General features: G+C 67.7%; 15 protein-coding genes, 2 tRNA genes and 1 pseudogene. 9 read left to right on the top strand and 9 right to left on the bottom strand.

Annotated elements, in window-relative coordinates:
* Window positions 1–86: 86 nt before the first annotated feature.
* From tolB to GTZ97_RS05795, 6 genes are all read left to right on the top strand, one after another.
* The gene (tolB, locus tag GTZ97_RS05820; RefSeq protein WP_161649641.1) at window positions 87–1,406 is read left to right on the top strand and encodes a Tol-Pal system beta propeller repeat protein TolB; all 1,320 of its coding nucleotides are present in this window, start codon (window positions 87–89) and stop codon (window positions 1,404–1,406) included.
* 67 nt (window positions 1,407–1,473) lie between these two features.
* Window positions 1,474–2,043, top strand: coding sequence for a peptidoglycan-associated lipoprotein Pal (gene pal / locus GTZ97_RS05815; protein WP_236651044.1), 570 nt, complete (start codon window positions 1,474–1,476; stop codon window positions 2,041–2,043).
* Between the two features lie 38 nt (window positions 2,044–2,081).
* Window positions 2,082–2,936: a tol-pal system protein YbgF gene (gene ybgF / locus GTZ97_RS05810; protein WP_161649640.1), complete on the top strand. Its 855-nt coding sequence runs from the start codon at window positions 2,082–2,084 to the stop codon at window positions 2,934–2,936.
* Window positions 2,933–3,748 (top strand): tRNA threonylcarbamoyladenosine dehydratase, encoded by an 816-nt coding sequence (locus tag GTZ97_RS05805; RefSeq protein WP_161649639.1) that lies wholly within the window; start codon window positions 2,933–2,935, stop codon window positions 3,746–3,748. Before ybgF ends, GTZ97_RS05805 begins: the two co-directional genes overlap by 4 nt.
* A gap of 27 nt (window positions 3,749–3,775) precedes the next feature.
* Window positions 3,776–3,851, top strand: a tRNA-Lys gene (locus GTZ97_RS05800).
* A gap of 95 nt (window positions 3,852–3,946) precedes the next feature.
* Window positions 3,947–4,022: transfer RNA gene (locus tag GTZ97_RS05795), tRNA-Lys, on the top strand.
* Between the two features lie 64 nt (window positions 4,023–4,086).
* On the opposite strand, the gene GTZ97_RS05790 is transcribed toward GTZ97_RS05795, so the two are convergent.
* Window positions 4,087–4,542, bottom strand: a complete 456-nt coding sequence (locus GTZ97_RS05790; RefSeq protein ID WP_161649638.1) for an Rrf2 family transcriptional regulator — start codon at window positions 4,540–4,542, stop codon at window positions 4,087–4,089.
* Between the two features lie 38 nt (window positions 4,543–4,580).
* Window positions 4,581–5,816: pseudogene (gene hmpA / locus GTZ97_RS05785) on the bottom strand (NO-inducible flavohemoprotein); the annotation flags it as partial.
* 253 nt (window positions 5,817–6,069) lie between these two features.
* On the opposite strand from hmpA, the gene GTZ97_RS05780 reads away from it, so the two are divergent.
* On the top strand, window positions 6,070–6,438 hold the full coding sequence (locus GTZ97_RS05780; RefSeq protein WP_161649636.1) for an HU family DNA-binding protein: 369 nt from the start codon (window positions 6,070–6,072) through the stop codon (window positions 6,436–6,438).
* 97 nt (window positions 6,439–6,535) lie between these two features.
* Here the strand turns inward: GTZ97_RS05780 and GTZ97_RS05775 are convergent, their stop codons facing one another.
* From GTZ97_RS05775 to GTZ97_RS05760, 4 genes are all read right to left on the bottom strand, one after another.
* Entirely contained in the window at window positions 6,536–8,743 is a 2,208-nt protein-coding gene (locus GTZ97_RS05775) for an ATP-binding protein (RefSeq protein ID WP_161649635.1), read from the bottom strand.
* Between the two features lie 23 nt (window positions 8,744–8,766).
* The gene (locus GTZ97_RS05770; RefSeq protein WP_161649634.1) at window positions 8,767–9,342 is read right to left on the bottom strand and encodes a hemerythrin domain-containing protein; all 576 of its coding nucleotides are present in this window, start codon (window positions 9,340–9,342) and stop codon (window positions 8,767–8,769) included.
* 108 nt (window positions 9,343–9,450) lie between these two features.
* Complete coding sequence (locus GTZ97_RS05765; RefSeq protein WP_161649633.1) at window positions 9,451–9,969, bottom strand: cyanophycin metabolism-associated DUF1854 family protein; 519 nt, start codon at window positions 9,967–9,969, stop codon at window positions 9,451–9,453.
* Window positions 9,956–12,217, bottom strand: a complete 2,262-nt coding sequence (locus GTZ97_RS05760) for a cyanophycin metabolism-associated ABC transporter (protein WP_161649632.1) — start codon at window positions 12,215–12,217, stop codon at window positions 9,956–9,958. The genes GTZ97_RS05765 and GTZ97_RS05760 overlap by 14 nt, the downstream gene beginning before the upstream one ends.
* 94 nt (window positions 12,218–12,311) lie before the next feature.
* Here GTZ97_RS05760 and GTZ97_RS05755 point away from each other — a divergent pair, with 94 nt between their 5' ends.
* Both GTZ97_RS05755 and cphA read left to right on the top strand, forming a co-directional pair.
* A complete protein-coding gene (locus GTZ97_RS05755; RefSeq protein WP_161649631.1) occupies window positions 12,312–14,525 on the top strand; it encodes a cyanophycin synthetase in 2,214 nt (737 codons plus the stop codon).
* Window positions 14,526–14,550: 25 nt separating this feature from the next.
* A complete protein-coding gene (cphA, locus tag GTZ97_RS05750; protein WP_161649630.1) occupies window positions 14,551–17,121 on the top strand; it encodes a cyanophycin synthetase in 2,571 nt (856 codons plus the stop codon).
* Between the two features lie 4 nt (window positions 17,122–17,125).
* Here cphA and GTZ97_RS05745 read toward each other — a convergent pair whose 3' ends face one another.
* From GTZ97_RS05745 to GTZ97_RS05735, 3 genes are read right to left on the bottom strand one after another with little or no spacing between them, the layout of a single operon-like run.
* Window positions 17,126–17,875 (bottom strand): general secretion pathway protein GspB, encoded by a 750-nt coding sequence (locus GTZ97_RS05745; RefSeq protein WP_161649629.1) that lies wholly within the window; start codon window positions 17,873–17,875, stop codon window positions 17,126–17,128.
* 18 nt (window positions 17,876–17,893) lie between these two features.
* Window positions 17,894–19,624 (bottom strand): ExeA family protein, encoded by a 1,731-nt coding sequence (locus tag GTZ97_RS05740; RefSeq protein ID WP_161649628.1) that lies wholly within the window; start codon window positions 19,622–19,624, stop codon window positions 17,894–17,896.
* A gap of 31 nt (window positions 19,625–19,655) precedes the next feature.
* Window positions 19,656–21,269 carry a GGDEF domain-containing protein gene (locus tag GTZ97_RS05735; RefSeq protein WP_236651043.1) on the bottom strand — a complete coding sequence of 538 codons (1,614 nt, stop codon included), beginning with the start codon at window positions 21,267–21,269 and terminating at the stop codon, window positions 19,656–19,658.
* Window positions 21,270–21,351: the final 82 nt, after the last annotated feature.

Below are 21,351 nucleotides of genomic sequence, written 5' to 3'. Positions count from 1 at the left end.
GGTTGAGGGCTTCGGGCGGGAACTTCGCGCTTTACAACGGCACAATTCCGACTGTCTGGTTTTGTTTCCAGCCTTTGTCATCCACCATGTCCTTTCGCGTTGATCGTCGCCGTTCCCTGCAACAACTCGGTCTGGGCCTCATGGCCGCAGGCGTGGGTTCGGCCGTGCCGCTCGGTGTGGCGCACGCGCAGTTCCGCGTCGAGATTGCGGGCGTAGGTGCGACGCGCATTCCGGTCGCGGTCGCGCCGTTCCGCGGCGAGGACCGTTCGCCTCAGCCCGTCTCGGCCATCATCCGCGCCAACCTTGAGCGCTCAGGGCTGTTTCGCCTGGTCGATGCCAGCGGCGAGCGTCTGGACGAGGCGGCTCGGCCCGCGCTGGCCGACTGGCGTGCGCGGTCGGTGGATGCGCTGGCTGCCGGGTCGGTGGGCGGCCTGGCCGACGGCCGCTATGACGTGCGCTACCAGTTGTGGGACGTGCTCAAGCAGCAAGGCATGGGCGGGCACAGCCTCGTTGTGCCGGCAGGTGACCTGCGTCTGGCGGCACACCGGATCTCTGACGAGATCTTCGAGAAGCTCACAGGCGAGAAAGGGGTGTTCGCCACGCGCATCGCCTACGTGAGCAAGGTGCGCAATCGCCACACGCTGTTCGTGGCCGATTCGGACGGCGAAGGCGCCCAGGCCGCACTGACCAGCGTGCAGCCCATCATCTCGCCGGCTTGGGCACCGGATGGCCGACAGCTGGCGTACGTCAGTTTCGAGACGGGCAAGGCCAACGTCATCGTGCAGGACGTCTTTTCAGGGCGTCGCCGCGTCGTGGCCGGTTTCCGCGGCACCAACAGCGCGCCGGCGTGGTCGCCGGACGGCCGTCAGCTGGTGGTGACGCTCAGCCGCGACGGCGGCTCTCAGCTCTACCTCATTGGCGCCGACGGCGAAGGCCTGCGCCGGCTCACGCAAAGCAATTCGATCGACACCGAGGCGACGTGGGCCCCGAACGGTGCGAGCATCTACTTCGTCAGCGACCGCGGGGGCGGCCCTCAGATCTACCAGGTGCCCGTGCAGGGCGGCGCGGTGCGGCGCGTGACATTCCAGGGCGGCTACAACATCAGCCCGGCCATCAGCCCGGACGGCCGCTGGATGACGTACATCGGACAGGTTGACGGCGGCGCGTTCCGCGTCCACCTGATGGAGCTGGCCAATGGGCAGGTCAAGGTGCTGACCGATACCCGCGATGACGAGCGCCCCAGCTTCGCACCCAACAGCCGGCTGATCATCTATGCCACGCGAGCCCAGGGCCGCGACGTGCTGATGACCACCACGTTGGACGGCCGCATCAAGGCGCGTCTGGCCACCGCCGCCGCAGATGTGCGAGAGCCCGTATGGGGCCCGTTCATCACCGCGCCGCGTTGATCCTGTTGTTTCCCGTGCCCGGGCGTCGCCCGATTTGTTTTCATTGACCAACCGGAGGCTTACAGCCATGACCATGACCCGTTCGCAATCTGTCCTGTCTTCCCGTTCGCTGGCCCTGGGCGTGCTCGCCGCGGCAGCACTGGCACTGGCCGGCTGCGGATCACGCGTCAAGCTCGACGACAAGGCATCGGGCGCCGCGCCCATCACGTCGGCTGCACCGGGCGAGGGAGCCGGCGCTGGCGGCGTCGCCTCCAGCAATGTGGCCCCCGTGGTGGTCGCCCCGGATGCGAACGACGCCGCGGCCAGCAACATCGCGCGCATTGTCTACTTCGATTTCGACAGCTTCCTGGTGAAGGACGAATTCCGTCCGGTGGTGGAGGCGCATGCCCGTCGCATGAACGCTGCGCGCGACACCCGCATCGTGATCGAAGGCCATACCGACGAGCGTGGCGGGCGCGAATACAACCTGGCGCTCGGCCAACGTCGCGCAGAAGCCGTGCAGCGTTCCCTGACGCTGCTGGGCGTGTCTGCCGAGCGCATCGAAGCGGTCAGCTTCGGGGAAGAGCGCCCCGCCGCGACCGGCAGCGACGAGTCGGCCTGGTCGCAGAACCGTCGCGCCGAGATCAAGGACCGTTGACGCGCTAGAGTGTCACCGTGTCGCTTGCTGGAGCCCTCATGTCCCTGAACCGATCGTTCCCGTCTCGCTGGCCTGTGCTGGCCATTCTCAGCGCTGCGCTGGCGGGCCCGTTGTGCGCCCACGCTGCACTGTTTGGTGACGATGAGGCGCGCCGGGCGATCCTGCAGCTGCGTGAGCAGCGCAGCAAGGACAACGAGGCCCAGCAAGCCCGCATGGAAGAGCTGAGCCGCCAGGTCGACCAGCTCAAGCGCAGCCTGCTCGACATGCACACGCAGATCGAGCAACTGCGGCTGGATCTGGCTCGCCAGCGCGGTCAGGAAGAGGTGCTGCAACGCGAGTTGTCGGAGATGCAGCGCCGCCAGACCGACCTTCAGGGCGCGCTGGATGAGCGTGTGCGCCGGTTGGAGCCACAGCCGGTCACACTTGACGGGCAGACCTTCCAGGTCGAACCCGATGAGAAGCGGGGCTTCGATGAGGCCATCGCGCGCATGCGTGCCAGCGATTTCGCGGCGGCCGCTGTGGCGCTGAACAACCTGCTCAAGCGCTACCCGAACACAGGCTACCGCCACAGCGCCCACTACTGGTTGGGCAACGCTCACTACGGTCTGCGCGACTACAACGCAGCCATTCAGGCGTTCCGACTCGTGGTCGACGGCGCGCCCGAGCACCCGCGGGCGCCGGAAGCATTGCTCTCGGTGGCCAACTGCCAGGTCGAACTGAAGGACACCGCGGGCGCCCGGCGTACGCTGGAGCAGTTGGTCAAGCAGTATCCCCGCAGCGAGGCGGCGCAGGCCGCCCGCGACCGGTTGCTGACGATGGCTGCCCCTGCTGCGCCCGCGAGGGCGGCGGCCAAGGCTCCGGCTCGGCCTGCTGCGGCCAGCAAGGCGCGATGAGCGCCAGCGCCACGGCGCAGGCCGAAGAAGGGCCGGCCCTCTTGGAAGCAGACCGGCAAGCAGACCGCCGTTTCGGCGGTTTGCTGCGTTTGCACGGGCCGCGCGGCTATGCGCGACTGCGCGGGGCACGCGTGGCGGTCGTGGGGGTCGGAGGCGTGGGATCGTGGGCGGTCGAAGCGCTGGCCCGCAGCGGGGTGGCCCGCCTGGTGCTGATCGACCTCGATCAAGTGGCTGAGTCCAACATCAATCGGCAGATCCAGGCACTGGACGCCACCGTGGGCATGGCCAAGGTCGAAGCGCTGCGCCAGCGCATCGCGGGCATCCACCCCGGCTGCGACGTACACCCCATCGAAGACTTTCTCGACGAGGGCAACATCGCCATGCTGCTTCAGGCAGAGTCACTCGATGGCGTGCTCGACTGCTGCGACCAGGTGCGCGCCAAGGCGGCCATGGCTGCCTGGGGGCTGGCCCATGGCCGTCCGGTGGTCAGCGTGGGGGCGGCCGGGGGCAAGCTCTCGCCTCACCATGTGGAGGTGGCTGATCTGGCAGATGTCACGCACGACCCGCTGCTGGCCAGCGTGCGCCAGCGGTGGCGTCAGCGACATGGTGGTGCGCGCAAGGGAGCGATGGGACTGCGTTGCGTCTTTTCACGCGAGCCGGTCAGGGCTTCGCAGGAACAGGCCTGCTCCACCGAAGCGCCACGCCCCGGCATGGCACTGGCGTGCCATGGCTATGGCTCCAGCGTCATGGTGACCGCCACGTTTGGCATGGTGGCTGCTGCGCAACTGACAGACTTGATCCTGGCTTCTTGAAGGCGCTATAATCTAAGGCTTTGCGGCGGGTCGTTAGCTCAGTCGGTAGAGCAGCGGACTTTTAATCCGTTGGTCGCAGGTTCGAATCCTGCACGACCCACCAACAAACGCAAGAAGCGCCAGAAAATGGTGTATGATTGCGGTCTTCGCTGATAGCGAAGCAAACGCAGAAAGCGCAAACAGCGCCGCCTGCACTGAGGGCTCTTAGCTCAGTTGGTAGAGCAGCGGACTCTTAATCCGTTGGTCGTAGGTTCGAATCCTACAGGGCCCACCAAATTTCAAAAGGTCTGCACGCAAGTGCAGGCCTTTTTTGTTTGCCTGAGCGGGCAGCAAATCCCTCATCCCGTGCTTTTGCGCACCGCCGCAGGTCGCTGCAAGCGAACCAGCGTCTCGCGGGTCGGGCTGCGCAGCACGTGTGCCAGCGTGTGCTGGTCCAGTTCGGTGTAGAAGGCCTCGGCGGCCCCGTCCAGCACGCCCTTGAGGCCGCAACTGCCTTGCAAGACACAGGGCGGCTCGCTGCAGTCGATTGGCATGCGCCCTCGCTCGAGCGCCCGCACCACCTGGCCCAAACGGTAGGCGTCTGCCGCCTGGGCCAGCCTCACGCCGCCGCCCTTGCCCCGCACGTTCAGCAGCCAGCCTTGCTGCCCCATGAACTGCACCACCTTGGTCAGATGGTGATGGGCCACGTCAAAGCGGCTGCTGATCTCGGCGATCGTCACCGTGTGGCTCGGCTCGACGGTGCCCAGGTACATCAGCACCCGCAGGCCAAGGTCGGTGAAGCGCGTGAGCTGCATCAGGTGTCAGACGGCGTGAAACACGTTCGCAGGATACGTCAGGCTGTGGCCACGCCACCCGTGCCGAATGCCTCGGCGTGAATGCGCTCGGCCGGGATGCCGCGTGCGCGCAGGGCGCCCATCTGCTCGACCATGAAGGCAGCCGGACCGCAGACATGGCAGTCGGCGTCGTGGGGCAACCAATCCGCGCCGGGTAGCGCCTCTAGGTTCAGCCGACCATACGCATCCGGGACGGGCAGGCCGGCTTGGGGCGCTGCCTGTTCGTGGACGAACCAGGCCTTGGCGTCACGCAGCGCACCCGTGCGCCGGCGCACCTCGTCTGCGAACGCCTGCACGCCCGCGTGGCGGGCCGCATGCAGAAACCGCACGACGCGGTGCGGTGCCGTGGCCTGCAGGTGCGCCAACATGGCCATCATCGGGGTGATGCCCACCCCGGCGCTGATCAGCACCACAGGCGAGGAGCTGGACTCGTCCAGGTAGAAGGCGCCTGCAGGGGGAGAGACCTCCAGACAGTCGCCCTCGTGGAGCCGGTCGTGGAGGTGCTGCGAGACCATGCCTGCCGGGCAGGTCGGGCCCGCTTGCTCGCGCTTGACCGAGATGCGCAGATGGTCCTGCCCGGGCGCGGCAGACAGGCTGTATTGCCGAGGCTGGCGATAGCCAAGCTCCGGCACCACCGCCCGCACGGACACGAACTGGCCGGCTCGGTAAGCAGGCACCGGCCCGCCGTCGGCCGGCACCAGCTCGAACGAGGTGATCTCGCTTCCCTCCGGCTGCTTGTGACGTACGCGGAAGGTGCGCCATCCGGTCCACCCGCCGGGCCGGCTTGCCGCATCGTTGTACAGCGCCTGCTCCATGCCGATGAGCAAGCGGGCCAGTTGGTCGTAGGCGGCGGCCCAGGCCTGCAGCAATGCCGGGGTGGCCGCCTCGCCCATGACCTCACCGATCGACGCCAGCAGATGGCGGCCCACGATGGCGTAGTGCTCCTCGCGGACGCCCAGGCTGACGTGCTTGGACGCGATGTGGCGCAAGGCCGGCGTCAGGGCTTCGGGTGCGTCGATGTGGGTGGCGTAGGCGCCCACTGCCATGGCCAGTGCCTGTTGCTGCGTGCCGCTGCGTTGATGGCCTTGGTTGAATACCTCACGCAACTCGGGGTTGTGGGTGAACATGCGTGCGTAGAAGTGGCGGGTCAGCGCTTCGCCGTGGGTCTGCAGCACCGGGGCGGTGGCCTTGATCTGCGCGCGGGTGGCGGCATCCAGCATGGGGAACTCCTGAGGTGATTTGAAAGATGCATGTTAAATGCATATTTATGGCCTGGTGTGTGCCGGGGCTTTGTGGGGGGCTCTCCGGCCGGTACGTGTCGGGTCAACATCAGGGCGCACCCGCATTGCACGTCGGGCGACTTGGCCGCAAAGCCCGATGGTTGCTGGTTTTTCTTGCGATCGAGATGCGCGACCCGCCTTGAAAACCCTTGCAGCGGATGCACAATAAGGGGCCCGGTTCTGCGGGTGCATCCAGAAATTCATCTTCATGAACAAGACCGACCTCATTCTGCGTTTGGCTGAGCAGCATGAACTGTCCAAGGCCGAAGCCGGCCGCATCCTGGACACGCTGCTGGATACCGTGGTGACCGCGGTGAAGAAGGGCGACGCCGTGACCATTCCCGGTTTCGGCACCTTCAAGCAGCACGCCCGTGCCGCCCGCACCGGCGTGAACCCGTCGACGGGCGAGAAGATCAAGATCGCTGCAGCCAAGCTGCCGAAGTTCTCGCCGGGCGCCACGTTCAAGGCTGCTGTCGACCCCAAAGCTGCAGCCAAGAAGGCCGGTGCCAAGGCTGCGGCCAAGCCCGCCGCCAAGAAGGCTGCCAAGCCCGCTGCCAAGAAGGCCAAGAAGGCCTGATGGCGGCTGTGCAGCGGGGCGTCAGGCCCGCGCTGCCCCGTCGGCATGTCCCGCAAGGGGCATGCCGATTTTTCTTTGGCTCGCTTGTCGACGGCGCTCAGTCACAAGTTTGCCGTGCACGCCCGGTCACGCGGGCGATCGTGGCGACCAGCTCACGGATGTCGAACGGTTTGCTGACGAAGGCGTCCATGCCGGCTTCCGCGCAGCGCTGTTGGTCCTCAGGGCGTGCATTGGCCGTCATGGCGATGACCGGCAGGTTGCGCCATGGCGCGTGCGCGCGGATGCGTCGCACCGCACTCAGACCATCCAGATCCGGCATCTGCAGATCCATCAGCACACAGTCAAACGTCTGAGCGGCCAGCGCGTCCAGCGCGGCCTGGCCCGTGGGCACGATGTGCAGCACGGCGCCCACCTGCTCCAGAACGCTGCGCGCCAGGATCTGGTTGAGTTCGTTGTCTTCGGCAAGCAGCACGCGCAGACCCTGCAGCTGAGCTGCCTCGCCCAGTTGTTCCCATGAGCGTACGTTGGCGCTGGGGGGCTCCACCTCGGCAGGCTTGTCAAAGCAGGCCGTGAACCAGAACGTGCTGCCCTGGCCGGGAGCGCTGTCGACGCCCACTTCGCCGCCCATCAACCCGGCCAGGCGTTTGCAGATGGCCAGGCCCAGCCCGGTGCCGCCGAAGCGCCGCGTGGTGGAGCTGTCGGCCTGCTCGAACGCGTGGAAGAGGCGCCGGCGGGTGTCGTCGTCCATGCCGATGCCGGTGTCCTGTACCCGTACCTCCAGCACCCGCTGGGTGGGCAGGTCTGCCACCATGCGTGCGTGCACCGTGATCTGTCCTTGCTGCGTGAACTTGATGGCGTTGTTGACGTAGTTGAGCAGGATCTGCTCGACGCGCAGCGGATCACCCATCAAAGGGCCCGTGGCATCGGCGTCCAGCAGGAAGCGCAACTCCAGGCCTTTGCCGTGGGCCGCATCGCTGGTCTGCGCCTCCACCGAGCGGCAGACCGCGCCGAGGTCGAACCCCACGCGCTCCAGCTCGAGTTTGCCGGCCTCGATCTTGGACATGTCGAGGATGTCGTTGATCAGGCGTAGCAGCTGTTTGCCGGCCAACTGGATCTTGCCGAGGTAGGCGTCCTGTGCCGGATCGTGGTTGCTCAGCCTTGCCAGCTGGGCGAAGCCGATCACCCCATTGAGCGGTGTGCGGATCTCGTGGCTCATGTTGGCGAGAAATTCGCTCTTGGCCTGGTTGGCTGCCTCGGCGGCAGCCTTGGCACGACTGAGCTCGAAGGTGCGCGCGGCCACCCGTGCTTCCAGTTCGGCCTCGCGCTTGCGGAGCAGCCGCTCGACGACGATCAACCGATCGCGCTCTTCCAGCAGATAGGACTGGCGCACGAAGGCCATGCAGCTGACGATCAGGCTGCCGGCAATGATGCTGACCTGGGCGCTGGCCGGCAGGGCGCTGGAGGTGGTGGCCAGCACGATGCCGCCGGCGGCCAGCAGCACCAGCATCAACGGCAGCAGCCGCAGCAGGCCTTCACAGCGGCGGTCCCAGCGGGCGTCATCCAGCGCGTCGAGCCGATAGTGGCGGATGCCCCAGCCCAGCACGATGGCGGCCACTGAGAAGCCCTGATTGATCCAGCCGCCGATGCGGATGCTGCCATGCAGGAAGTTCAGGTTCCAGGCGCCCCAGCACAGCGTGAGCATCAGGGTGGCGGCGGGCAGCAGCCAGGCCCGCCAGTCGGGCGCGGCCCGCAGCGTGAGGACGAGGATGATGGCCAGACAGGTCGGGGCCATCAGCGCCACGGGGTAGGCGGCCAGCACGGCCATCTGCAGCGGGCTGTGGGTGCCCTGGCTGGGCAGGAAGAGCGCCAGCGAGGCGGCCACAATGGCGCCGACCATGGCCAGCGCATCGAGCCGCGCGGTGCGCCAGGCGGCGGGGCTCAATCGCTGACTGCCCAGCTGCCACAGCCCGACGGCCGCGAGCGGGCCGATGGACACGAAAAAGGCGTCGGCCGGTGAAGGGAAGGGCAGCCAGTCGGTGGCGGCCTGAACGTTCCAGGCCATCTGGCCCATGACCATGCTCAGCATCGCGGCCGCCATCCAGCCCTTGGCGTTGCGCATGCGCGCGTCCGACTCGTCACGCCAGCCCTGCGCAGCCATCAAGGCGCCGGTCAGAAAGCCGAAGGTCCAATGGGCGTTGTCGAACAACAGATCCCACGGTGGCGGGACGAAACGCACCCCTGCCAGGGCCACGGCAGTCAGCAGCAGGCAGGCAACCTGCGCACGGGCAAGGACGGATGACAGCACCCGCCCGTTATACCGCAGCGCGGTCAGTTCTTGGGATTTTCGGACCGGCGTCGTTGCGCCATTTCACGCCCCATGCCTTGAAGGTCCCAGCGGGCGATCCGGGCCTTGGCTTCAGGGTAGATGAGCGATTCTTCAAGTGCGATGTGATCGCGGTAGAGCGCCTGGAAGACGGGAATCGCCTGAGCCATCAGATCGATGTTGAACCAGTTGTAGCCCGCGGCGATGGATTCGAAGTGTGGCGCCAGCTCCAGCCAGTCCTGTTCGATCCATCCGTGATCCTGTTGCAGGCGCAGCATGTGGCGCACCAGTTCGTCGTCGCCGGAGCGGATGATGGCTGGGAAGACATGCTTCTCCTCATCCAGGTGGTGCTCCCTCGCCGGACCCATGAAGAAGTCGAAGATCTCGCGCGCCATCTGCTGGGCCTGTTGATCGTGTCCGGTCTCTTGCAGATGGGCCACGAGATCGTCCATGCGGTGCAGCATGGTCACCACCTGCTGGTGGCATTGATCCAGCACATCGAACGGCTGGAGTGGGCGAGCGGCCAGGGCGGCTTGCGCGGCGGCCGAGGAGGGGGCTTGCTGGGGGAGGACGGCAGACATGGCGGGCTCCTGAATGGGTCGGCATCGTGCGTGATGTCAGACACATTGTGGGAGCCGTCTGCCTGGCGTACTTGCGCCATATCAAGGGATGCCGTTGCGCAGGCGCGCTCAGAGAAAGCGTTCGAGCAGCTTGCGGGATGCCGGGTCGAGAGCCGCCATGTCGGGCACGACGAAGGCCAGTCCATGAGCGCTGGTGACCAGCAGGCGTCCGCCGCCGAGGCGGCGGATGTCGTCTTCACCCTTGAGCACCAGTTCGGTGCGACCCCGGTCGGTGTCTACCGTCCAGGTGCTGGGTGTCGCAAAGGTGGAGACATCCAGTAGCCGAAGGATGAGGGGCATCAGTTCGCGCGCGGTCAGCTCCTCGCTGACGAGGGACCGGTCAGGTTCCGGCAGGTCCGCCAGCCGGCCGAGCCAGGCCAGTTCGTGGCCGTCTGGGCCCACCAGCGAGAGCCCTTCCTCGGGCGCCGACAAGGGGAAGGCGCGCACAGGGGTCACGCCGGCATGGGTCTGGCCATCCGGCGTGGTGAGCACGAGGCGCCCGAAAGCGTCGCGGCTCAGGGACAGCGTGCCGACCTGCGAGGATGGATCGGCTGTGGCCGGAGAGGCGGCGAGGTCAGAGGAGGTCATGCAGCGCATCCTGTTCGGCCTTGCGGGCCTGGGCTTCGTACAGACGCCAGTAGGCGCCCTGGCGGGCCATGAGTTCGTCGTGTGGCCCGACCTCGACGACCTGGCCGCGGTCCATCACGACGAGCCGGTTGGCCTTGCGCAAGGTCGAGAGGCGGTGGGCGATGGCAATCGTGGTGCGGCCCTTGACGAGGTTGTCCAGTGCTTTCTGGATTTCCTTTTCGGTTTCGGTGTCGACGGCCGAGGTGGCTTCGTCGAGGATGAGGATGCGCGGGTTGATCAGCAGCGCCCGCGCGATGCTGATGCGCTGGCGCTCGCCGCCGGACAGGCCCTGGCCGCGTTCGCCGACCAGCGAGTCGTAGCCGTGCGGCAAGCGCAGGATGAACTCGTGTGCATGCGCGGCGCGGGCGGCGGCGATGATCTCGTCTCGGGTGGCATCTGGCTTGCCGTAGGCAATGTTCTCGGCAATCGTGCCAAAGAACAGGAAGGGCTCCTGCAGCACCAGGCCGATGTGGCGTCGGTAGTCGGCCACGCCGATGCGACGGATGTCGACGCCATCGACCTGGATGGCGCCATCGGTGACGTCGTAGAAGCGGCAGATCAGGTTGACCAGCGTGCTCTTGCCCGAGCCAGAGTGGCCGACCAGGCCGATCATCTCGCCGGGCTGGATGTCCAGGCTCAGGTTGCGGATGACGGCGCGGCTGCCGTAGCGAAAGCCGATCTCGTCCATGCGAATGCGGCCCTGCAGCGCGGGCAGCTTCACGGGCTCGGCCGGCTCGGGCACGTTCGAGACGTGATCGAGGATGTCGAACACGCGCTTGGCCCCGGCGGCGGCCTTCTGCGTGACCGAGACGATGCGGCTCATCGAATCGAGCCGGCCGTAGAAGCGCCCGATGTAGGCAATGAAGGCGGTGAGCACCCCCACCGTGATCTCGTTGCCGGCCACCAGCCAGATGCCAAAGGCCCACACCACCAGCAAGCCGATCTCGGTCAGCAAGGACACCGTGGGCGAGAACAGCGACCAGGTCTTGTTGAGGCGGTCGTTGATGGCCAGGTTGACCTGGTTGGCATGACGGAAGCGCCCCGCCTCGCGTCCCTCCTGGGCGAAGGCCTTGACCACGCGGATGCCGGGAATGGTGTCGGCCAGCACATTGGTGACCTCGCCCCAGACGCGGTCGACCTTCTCGAAGCCGGTGCGCAGGCGATCGCGCACCAGGTGGATGAGCCAGGCAATGAAGGGCAGCGGCACCAGCGTGACCAGCGCCAGCCACGGGTTGATCGACACCAGAATGGCGGCCGTCATCGCAATCATCAGCACGTCCGTGGCGAAATCGAGCGCATGCAATGAGAGGAAAACATTGATGCGGTCAGTTTCTGAGCCGATGCGGGTCATCAGGTCGCCGGTGCGCTTGCTGCCGAAGTAGTCCAGCGACAGGCCCATCAGGTGCTCGAACGTGGCGGTGCGCAGGTCGGCGCCGATGCGTTCGGACACCAGCGCCAGCAGGTAGGTGCGCGCCCAGCCCAACGCCCAGGCCACCAGCGCCGAGCCCAGCAGGCCACCGAGCAGCATGGCGACCAAGCCTTTGTCGATGGGCTGGCCGTTCTGGAAGGGGATGAGCACCTCGTCCATCAGCGGCATGGTGAGGTAGGGCGGCACGAGCGTGGCCCCCGTGGCCGCCAGCGTGAGCAGGAAGCCGGCCAACAGCTTGCCCTGATAGGGGCGTGCAAACCGCCACAGGCGCAGCAGCACCCAGGTTGATGGGGGCTTGTCGACCTCGCGGTCGCACACCGGGCAGTCCTCGCTGTCTGGCGGGAGGGCGGCCTTGCACGAGGCGCAGCGCGGGGTGTCGTCGTCCGTCAAGGGCTGGCCGGTGCGCAGGCTGTCGACCTGACGCTCGAAGGCCTCCACCAGGCGCATGACCTCGCTGTGTTGCCGCAGTGTGAAATGCCAGCTTGCCAGACGATGGCTGGCATCAAGCAGGTCGATCCGTCCCACACCGGCGTGGTCGGTGTGGGCCAGACGCAGCTCGGTGTGCAGCGGCCAGCGCTGCCATGCCGCACCTGGATGGGCGCGCGTGCACAAATGCCGGCTGGTCAGCACCAGTTCGGCGCGCGAGAAACAAAGTTGCGGGTCGAGGTCAACCGAAGCGCGGCAGGAAACGTTCTCGTCGGGAGCCAGGGTCGGGTCGGCACTGGCAAGGTCCGTATTGTCCTGATGCCCCGAGGCATCAACGGAGTGGTGATGGTGCATGCAGTGAAGACGTCCGGCGGGTGCTTTTGGTTGACGGCACCGAGCGCGCCGTGCGGCATTGTCCTCCACAGGGGTGTCCACCGGGGCGCATGAGATGAGCAAGAAGAACGACATTGCGCTGTTGCGGGTCAACTACCTGCGCGGCCCCAACATCTGGACGTACCGGCCGGTGCTCGAGGTGTGGCTGGATCTCGGCGAGCTGGAAGACCACCCCTCCAACCTGTTGCCCGGGCTGACCGAACGGCTGACCGCCATGCTGCCCGCCCTGATCGAGCACCACTGCGGCGTGGGCGAGCGGGGCGGCTTCCTCCAGCGACTGCAAGAGGGCACCTGGGCTGGACACATCCTGGAGCACGTGGTCATCGAACTGCTGAACCTCGCGGGCATGCCCACGGGCTTTGGCCAGACCCGCAGCACGACGCGCCGGGGCGTCTACCGCATGGTGTTCCGCGCGCGCGACGAACAGGTGGCGCGTGCGGCCCTGCAGGAAGGCCATGCGCTGCTGATGGCCGCGATCAACGACATGCCATTCGACGTGGCGGCGGCGGTCGAGCGGGTGCGCGAACAGATTGATGACTGCTACCTGGGCCCCTCGACCGCAGCCATCGTGGGCGCGGCGACCGATCGTGGCATCCCGCACATCCGCCTCAACGATGGCAACCTGGTTCAGCTCGGTCATGGCGCGGCGCAACGGCGTATCTGGACGGCCGAGACCGACAAGACCGGCGCCATTGCCGAGAACATCGCCGGCAACAAGGATTTGACCAAAACCTTGTTGAAGGCCTGTGGCGTCCCGGTGCCTGAAGGCGAAGTGGTGAGCAGCCCCGAGGCCGCCTGGGAGGCCGCCCAGGACATTGGCCTGCCGGTGGTGGTCAAGCCGCTGGACGGGAACCACGGACGCGGCGTCTCGCTGGAGTTGACCGAACGCGCCGACATTGAAGCGGCCTACCGCGTGGCTGAGGCCGAAGGCAGTGAGGTCATCGTCGAACGCTTCGTCCCCGGCGACGAACACCGCCTGCTGGTGGTGGGCGGCAAGGTGGTGGCGGCAGCCCGCGGCGAAAGCCTGTGGATTGTGGGCAATGGCCGCGACACCGTTCGCCAGTTGATCAATGACCAGCTCAACAGCGACCCGCGTCGCGGCGAGGCGGAAGAGTTCCCGCTCGAGACCATCGTGCTGGAGCGCGAGCCTGCGATGCGTCTGCTGCTCGAGCGTCAAGGTCTGCACGCCGAGGCCATTCCCGCTGCTCGACAGCGCGTGCTGGTGCAGCGCAATGGCAACGTCGCCATCGACTGCACCGATGACGTCCACCCCGATGTGGCGTACGCGGCCGCGCTGGCCGCCCGTGTCGTCGGTCTGGACATCGCAGGCATCGACCTGGTGGTCGAGGACATTGCCAAGCCGCTGGCGCCGCAGCGTGGCGCGGTGGTCGAGGTCAATGCCGGCCCCGGCCTGCTCATGCACCTCAAGCCGGCTGAAGGCTTGCCTCGCCCGGTGGGCAAGGCCATCGTCGATCACCTGTTCGAGCCGGAAGAAACGGGTCGCGTGCCCATCGTTGGCATCGCGGGATCGGTGGGCACCACCCAGATCGCCCGGCTCGTGGCCTGGCTGTTGCATCTGGAAGGCCGCCACGTGGGCTTGGCCTGTCGCGAGGGGCTGTTTCTCGGCACCCGGCGTGTCGAGTCGGGCAACCGCGCCAACTTCGAGTCCGGGCAGCGGCTGCTGATGAACCGCGATGTCAATGCCCTGGTCATTGAAACGTCGGCGGCCGCCATTCTTGACGACGGCCTTCCGTATGACCGTTGCCAGGTCGGCGTGGTCACTGACCTGCTGGGCGCTGAAGCGCCCGTTGCAGCGGATCTGGCCAGACATGACATCCACGAGCCGCAGCAAATGTTCAAGGTCATGCGCACCCAGGTGGATGTCGTCTTGCCCGAGGGCGTGGCCGTGCTGCACGCCGGGGATCCGCGCCTGCTGGAGATGGCCGAGCTGTCGGATGGCGAAGTGATCCTGTACGAGCAGCAGCATGACCACCCCGCATTGGTGGCGCACCGGGCCAAGGGCGGGCGTACCGTCTCGGTTCAGGGGCATCACGTGCTGCTCACGCACAACGGCTACATGCCGGTGCAATGCGCCGACCTCAATGGGGCGGCGGCGCGGCGCATGACTGCACGGGTGAGCGATCAGCCCCTGCCGGGTGCCAGTGTGCGCGCCCTGCTGGCTGCCGTCTCGGTGGCCTGGGCGCTGGGCGTGTCGCCCGAGCTGATCCAGGCCGGCCTGGAAACCTACGACCCACAGAACAAGGCCTGATCCCCTGAAGGGCACGGGAACCACCATGGACGTATCTCGCATCCGGGCCCTGCGCGGGCCCAACCTCTGGAGCCGTCACACCTCGATCGAGGCGGTCGTGACCTGCGAGCCAGCCGAGTGCCGCATCGACGAGCTTGCGGGCTTCGAGCACCGCGTGCGCGCCCTGCTGCCGGCCATGGGGCCCTTGCATGCCCAGCCGGCTTCAGGCCACCTCAGCGTCGCCCATGTGCTGGAGCGAGTGGCGCTGACCTTGCAGTCTCAGGCGGGCTGCCCTGTCACTTTCAGCCGCACCGCCGCCACGCTGGAGCCCGGTGTGTTCCAGGTCGTGGTCGAGTACACCGAGGAAGCCGTGGGTCGGCGTGCGTTCGAGCATGCACGGGCGCTGGTCGAGGCCGCGCTCAAGGGCGAGACGGTGGATGTGGCGGCCGCGGTGGCGGCCCTGGCCGAGATCGACGAAGACGTGCGCCTGGGCCCCAGCACGGGCTGCATCGTGGATGCGGCCGTCGCGCGCGGCATCCCCGTCCGCCGGCTCACCGACGGCAGCCTGGTGCAGCTGGGCTGGGGCGCCCGCCAGCGTCGCATCTGGGCCGCCGAAGTGGACACCACCAGTGCGGTGTCCGAATCGATCGCGCAGGACAAGGACCTGACCAAACGGCTGCTGGCCGCAGCTGGCGTGCCCGTGCCTTTGGGCCGACCCGTCACCGACCTGGACGACGCGCGCCGAGCCGCCGATGAGATCGGCTGGCCTGTTGTTGTCAAGCCGCGGGATGGCAACCAAGGCAAGGGTGTGACCGTCAACATCACCAGCGACGAGCACCTGACCATCGCGCACCGCGTCGCCGCCGAGTATGGCGAAGTGATGGTCGAGCGCTACCTGCCGGGGCATGACTTCCGGCTGCTCGTGGTGGGCGATCGGCTGGTGGCCGCAGCGCGCCGTGATCCCCCGCATGTGATCGGCGATGGCGTGCACACCGTGCGCGAACTGGTCGACAAGGTCAATGAAGACCCGCGCCGTGGAGAAGGGCACGCCACCTCGCTGACCAAGATCCGCATCGACGAGATCGCGCTGGCGCGGCTGTCGGTCCAGTCGCTCACACCGGACAGCGTGCCCGAAGCCGGGCGCCGCGTCGTGCTGCGCAACAACGCCAACCTGTCGACCGGTGGCACCGCCACCGATGTCACTGACGAGGTGCACCCCGAGGTTGCGGCCCGCGCGGTGGCGGCTGCGCGCACCATCGGGCTGGAGATCTGCGGCGTGGACGTGCTGGCCGAGACCGTGCAGCGCCCGCTGGAAGAGCAAGGCGGCGGCATCGTCGAAGTCAACGCCGCGCCCGGCCTGCGCATGCACCTGTCGCCGTCATACGGCAAGGGTCGCCCGGTGGGCGAGGCGGTGGTGGCCAACCTGTTCAAGCCGGGCGATGACGGGCGCATCCCCGTCATCGCCGTGACCGGCACCAACGGCAAGACCACCACAGCCAGGCTTGCCGCCCACATCCTGGCCACCAGCGGCCTGCGCGTGGGCATGACCAACACCGATGGCGTTTACGTCAATGGCCGCCAGATCGACAGCGGCGATTGCTCCGGGCCGCGCAGCGCGCGCAATGTGCTGATGCATCCGGACGTGGACGCGGCCGTGCTCGAGACGGCCCGCGGCGGCATCCTGCGCGAAGGCCTGGGCTTCGACCGTTGCGGCACCGCGGTGGTCACCAACATCGGCGCGGGCGACCACCTGGGCCTGAACTACATCACCACGGTCGATGACCTGGCGGTGCTCAAGCGCGTCATCGTGATGAACGTGGCGCCTGAAGGGTACGCGGTGCTGAACGCGGCCGACCCGATCGTGGCGGCCATGGCGCCCAAGTGCCCGGGTGGCGTGATCTTCTTTTCGTCTGATCCGCACAACCCGGTTCTGGCGGCGCATCGCGCCCAGGGCAAGCGCAGCATCACGGTGGATGGCGATCACATCGTGGTCAGCGAAGACAGCTGGCGCGAGCGCATCGCCTTGCGTGACGTCCCGTTGACCCGCCGCGGCACGATCGGCTTTCAGGTGGACAACGCCATGGCGGCCATCGGCGCGGCGTGGAGTGCCGGGCTGGACTGGGATGCCATCCGTCGCGGTCTGGCCACCTTCGCCAACGACCAGGACAACGCGCCCGGCCGCTTCAACGTCATGGACTACCGCGGCGCCACCGTGATCGCCGACTACGGCCACAACCCCGACGCCATGCGCGCACTGGTGGCGGCGGTGAACCGCATGCCGGCCCGTCGGCGCAGCGTGGTGATCAGCGGTGCGGGTGACCGCCGTGACGAGGACATCCGCGAGCAGACCGCCGTGCTGGGCGATGCGTTCGACGACTTCATCCTGTATCAGGACGCCTGTCAGCGCGGCCGGGAAGACGGCGAAGTGCTGCGTCTGCTGCGTGAGGGCCTGGCCAAGGCCCAGCGCGCTCAGCATGTCGAAGAGGTCAATGGCGAGTTCAAGGCCATCGACATGGCTCTGGCGCGACTGGAGCCCGGCGACCTCTGCCTGGTGCTGGTGGACCAGGTCGAAGCGGCGCTCGCACACCTGACTGCGCGCTGCCAGCCCGAGGGCTGAAGGGTCAGTAACGCACGCTGTAACGCTGCCCCTGGTAGCGGAACACGGCGGATTTCAGCCGGATCTCTTCAAGCACCAACCCCGGCGCGGGCTGGTCGCCTTCGCGGTAAACGCCGTTGTTGATGATCAGCATGCGGCTGCCCGGGTTGTCCGAGTGCATCGCACCGCCGATGACGAGGGTCGGCAGCGCTCGGCGTTGCGCGTCGCTCAACTGCTCCAGCGGCACGATGGCGTCCTGGCTGGCGGTGCCAGCCGGGTCCACGTGGATGCCTGACCCTGTGGACGCAACGCCTGTGGCCCGGTTGACGGGCGCGGCAGGCGCCGGGGCGGTACTCGCTGCCGGGACAGTGCGTGACAGGGACCCGGGTGCAGGTGCTGGGGCGGGGGCGGGGGGCGGCGGTGGCGCGGCCACTGGCACGTCAGGCGGCATGACCGGTGTGACACGCACGAGCGGCGGGGCAGCAGTCTCGACCTCGGTCTGGGGCGCTGGCGTCGGTGATGGACGGGCCGCGACCGGCGGGGTCACCACGTCAACCGGGGCAGGGGGGGCATTCAGCCACCACAGTGCCAGCGCGACGAGCAGCGCGCCACTGCTGGCGCCGGCCAGCAGCCATGGCAAGCGCGAGCCTGTTTCGCGTGGCGCGGGCGCATCGCTGCCGGTCGGGGCCGGGCCGAGCTGGCTGTGCAGCCCTGGAACGCGCCCCTGTTCGCGCTCGGAATCGGCCTTGCGCAAGGCATCAAGGATGTAGGACATGGCGCTTTCTCATGGGCGTCAAGGGCGGTTGGCTGGCAGCTTGGTCAGCCGCGGCTCGTCGGTGTCGGCCACGCGGTTGAGCATCATCATCGTGCCCGCGCCTGCGACGCCGTCGGGTTGTAGGCCCTGAGACAGCTGGAACGCCTGCACGCGGGCCTGGAGTGCGGCATCAAAGGTCTGACCCGGCGCGGGGGCGGGCTCTTGCGCGTGGCGGGCAAGCTGCGCGGCCAGCCAGTCCACGGCCGGGCCCCGCTGCCCGCGCTCCAGGCGCCCCCGATAGCCCTCGGGCGCCCGCCAGAAGGTGCCGAATTCACCTCGCCACACGGCAGCCAACGTGCCCAGCGTGACGCTGCGCGGCCCGTCGGCCAGCAGCAACTCGGCGCGGTCGGGGCCCAGGCCCAGCAGCACGGCATGCACCGTCTGCCCCTGCGCATTGCGCAGGACCAGCAAGGCAGGGCGGTCGAGCTGCTGCAGCTGTGGCAGGCCGCCGCTGCCCTGGAAACACCACAGCGATTGCGTGCGCACGGCAGTGCAGGGGTCGGCGCCCTCGGCGGTGGCGCCCCACAGGCCGGCCAGGGCGCGCCAGCCATCAGCGGAGCGGGGCCACGCGCCTGTGACCACCTCGGCCGCATCCGCGTTTGGGGGCGCCTTGACTGGCGCAGGCCCGCCGGACGCAGGTGTTGAGGCGGGCGGCGCGGGCGCCCCGGCCGAGGCGGCGCCCGTCACGCCCGTTACCTTGGTCGCGCTTCTTGCAACGCTCTCGCTCTTGGGCGAAGCGGCTGGCCGGTTCATCCACCACCAGCCGGCTACCAGCGCGGCCGAGCCCAGCATCAAGGCGGCGCTGCCGGCCAGCAGCGCACGTGGGGCCCACGCCGGCCAGCGGGGTCCGCTGCCAGACAAGCCGGCGTGCGGCGGCCGCAGATGGGTCTGCCCAGCAAACACCTCATCTGCCGCCTTGTCGACGATGCGGCGGTCGACCGCCGCGCGGCCCTCGGCGTAGGCACCCAACAGTGCCCGGTCGCACAAGAGATTGATGCGGCGTGGCACGCCGTGCGTCCACGCGTGGATGCGGCGCACGGCGTCGTCGGTAAAGAGACGTCCTCGGCGATGTCCGGCCACTGCCAGCCGGTGCTGGATGTACTGTGCCGTCTCGGCTGCGGACAGCGCATCGAGGTGAAAGCGCGCGATCACCCGTTGTGCCACCTGCTCCAGCTCCGGCCGCGCGAGCATGTCGCGCAACTCCGGCTGGCCGATCAGGATGATTTGCAGCAGCTTGCGCTCGCTGGTCTCGAGGTTGGTCAGCAGCCGGAGCTGCTCGATCACCTCGGCTGAGAGGTTCTGCGCCTCGTCGATGATCAGCACATTGTTCTGGCCGACCGCATGCGTGCGCAACAGGTACTCGTTGATGCGGTCAACGAGCGCCTTGATCGAGTGGGCTTCTTCGTCGCTGTCTGGCGGGGGGATGCGGAACTCTTCGCAGACCGTACGCAGCAACTCCAGCGCGCTGAGCTTGGGGTTGAAGATGTAGGCGACATTGCAACGCCGGGGAATCTGCTCCAGAAAGCAGCGGCACACCGTCGTCTTGCCGGCTCCGATGGCGCCTGTGAGCAGCACGAATCCGCCGCCTCCGCCCACGCCATAGAGCAGGTGGGCCAGCGCCTCGCGGTGGCGCTCGCTCATGAACAGGTAGCGCGGATCCGGCGCGATGGAAAACGGCGCCTGCTTCAATCCGAAATGACTCGCGTACATGGCCATCAGGATAACGGCACTCGCAAGCGCTTCAGGGCGAAACGCCGTCGGCGGCGGAGTACATGCGACACCGATCGCGGCCGGCTTCCTTGGCGGCGTACATGGCCAGGTCGGCGTGATGGCACAGCGTGACGTCGTCGCTGCCGTGCTGAGGATAGAGGGCTGCGCCCACACTCACCGTGCATTGAATCGCCCGGTCGGCCAGGCGAACCGGCTCACGCACGCTGCCGCGGATCTTCTCAGCCACGGCCAAGGCCCCCTCGGGGCCGTCGACATTGCGCAGCAGGACGACGAACTCGTCTCCGCCGATGCGGGCCACCGTGTCCGATGCCCGCACACAGCTCACCAGCCGTCCGGCCAGCGTCTGCAGCACGGCGTCGCCCACCGCGTGGCCGTGCACATCGTTGATCGGCTTGAACTGGTCCAGGTCCACGAACATGACGGCGGCGCTATGCCCGTCTCGCGCGGCTGCCCGCAAGGCTTGCTGCAGCCGATCCGAAAACAGCGCGCGGTTGGGCAGCCCTGTGAGTGGGTCATGCTGCGCCATGTGACGCATACGGGCTTCGTTGTCCTGCAGGGCTGCCGTGGCCTCTCGGCTGCGTGCCAGTGCCCGCCGCAGCCGTCGGTTCATCCAGGTGATGTAGGCCACAGTGGCGCCGCCCAGCAGGCTGACCGCAACCAGGCCGAACAGCCAGCTGCGATCGACACGCGGCTGCACGTCATACAGCAGCGGCGCGATTGCCACATCACGAGGCAGCAGCCCCAGGTCCGCATAAGTGTCGGCGATGTGTCGCCAGCGGCCTTCGTTCATGTAGCCCACCTCGACGAGGTCCGGCAGCATCAATGCACGCATCTGCATGACCTGCCGCTGCAGAAAGGCTTCGGGCAAGGCCGGCGCGTACTTCTGGCGGATCCACGCGATCACGTGTTCCGGGTGCGCCATGGCGTAGGCCCACCCCTTGAGCGAGGCTTCGCGGAAGGCCGCGGCGCGCTGCGGATGGGCGCGCAGCTCATCGTCGGTGGTGAAGAGGTTGTCGCCGTAGAAATCGATGCCGGCAGCGCGCGGCGTGTAGGCGTGATAAGGGATGCCCGCGGCCTCCATCAGCAGCGGCTCGTGGGTGGTGTAAGCCGAGATCGCGTCCACTTTGCCGGCCAGCAGCTCCTGATAACTCTGGCTGTGCGGCACCCGCTTGATCCTCGCCGGGGGGATGCCCTCGCGTTGCAGGTAAGCCAGCAACTCGTCCGACAGCGGCTCGAGCATGAGGGTGCGGTCGATCAGATCATGTACCGTGCGCGTCGGTCCGGTCTGGCGCGTGAGGATGACGAGCGGTGAATGCTGGAACACCACAGCCAGGACCACCACGGGCTGGCCGGCTTGCCGGGCCAGCAACAGGCTGCTGGTACCGACACCGTACTGGGCCTGACCGGCCAGCACGCGTTGCACCGGGTCCACGCCCGGGCCGGCTTCCTTGAGCTGCACATCCAGGCCCGCATCCCGGAAGTAGCCCTGCTCCAGGGCGGCGTAATAGCCCGCAAACTGGAACGAATGCGTCCACTTGAGCTGGAGCGTGACCTGATCCAGCCGCGGCCGCGCCCAGCCGGGGGGCATCCACGCCAGCAAGGTCAGCACTGACAGCACCAGCATGACCTGCCGCAGCAGGCCTCGTCGCGCGGGCGTGGGTGGCCTGGGCAGAAGGGGCGGTCGCAGGGGCGGTGAGCGCAAGGCG

This window comes from Aquabacterium fontiphilum, from assembly GCF_009909205.1.
Lineage (GTDB): Bacteria > Pseudomonadota > Gammaproteobacteria > Burkholderiales > Burkholderiaceae_C > Aquabacterium > Aquabacterium fontiphilum.
The sequence above is the reverse complement of the archived record's forward strand: the minus strand, read 5'-3'. Positions and strand labels throughout refer to the sequence as shown.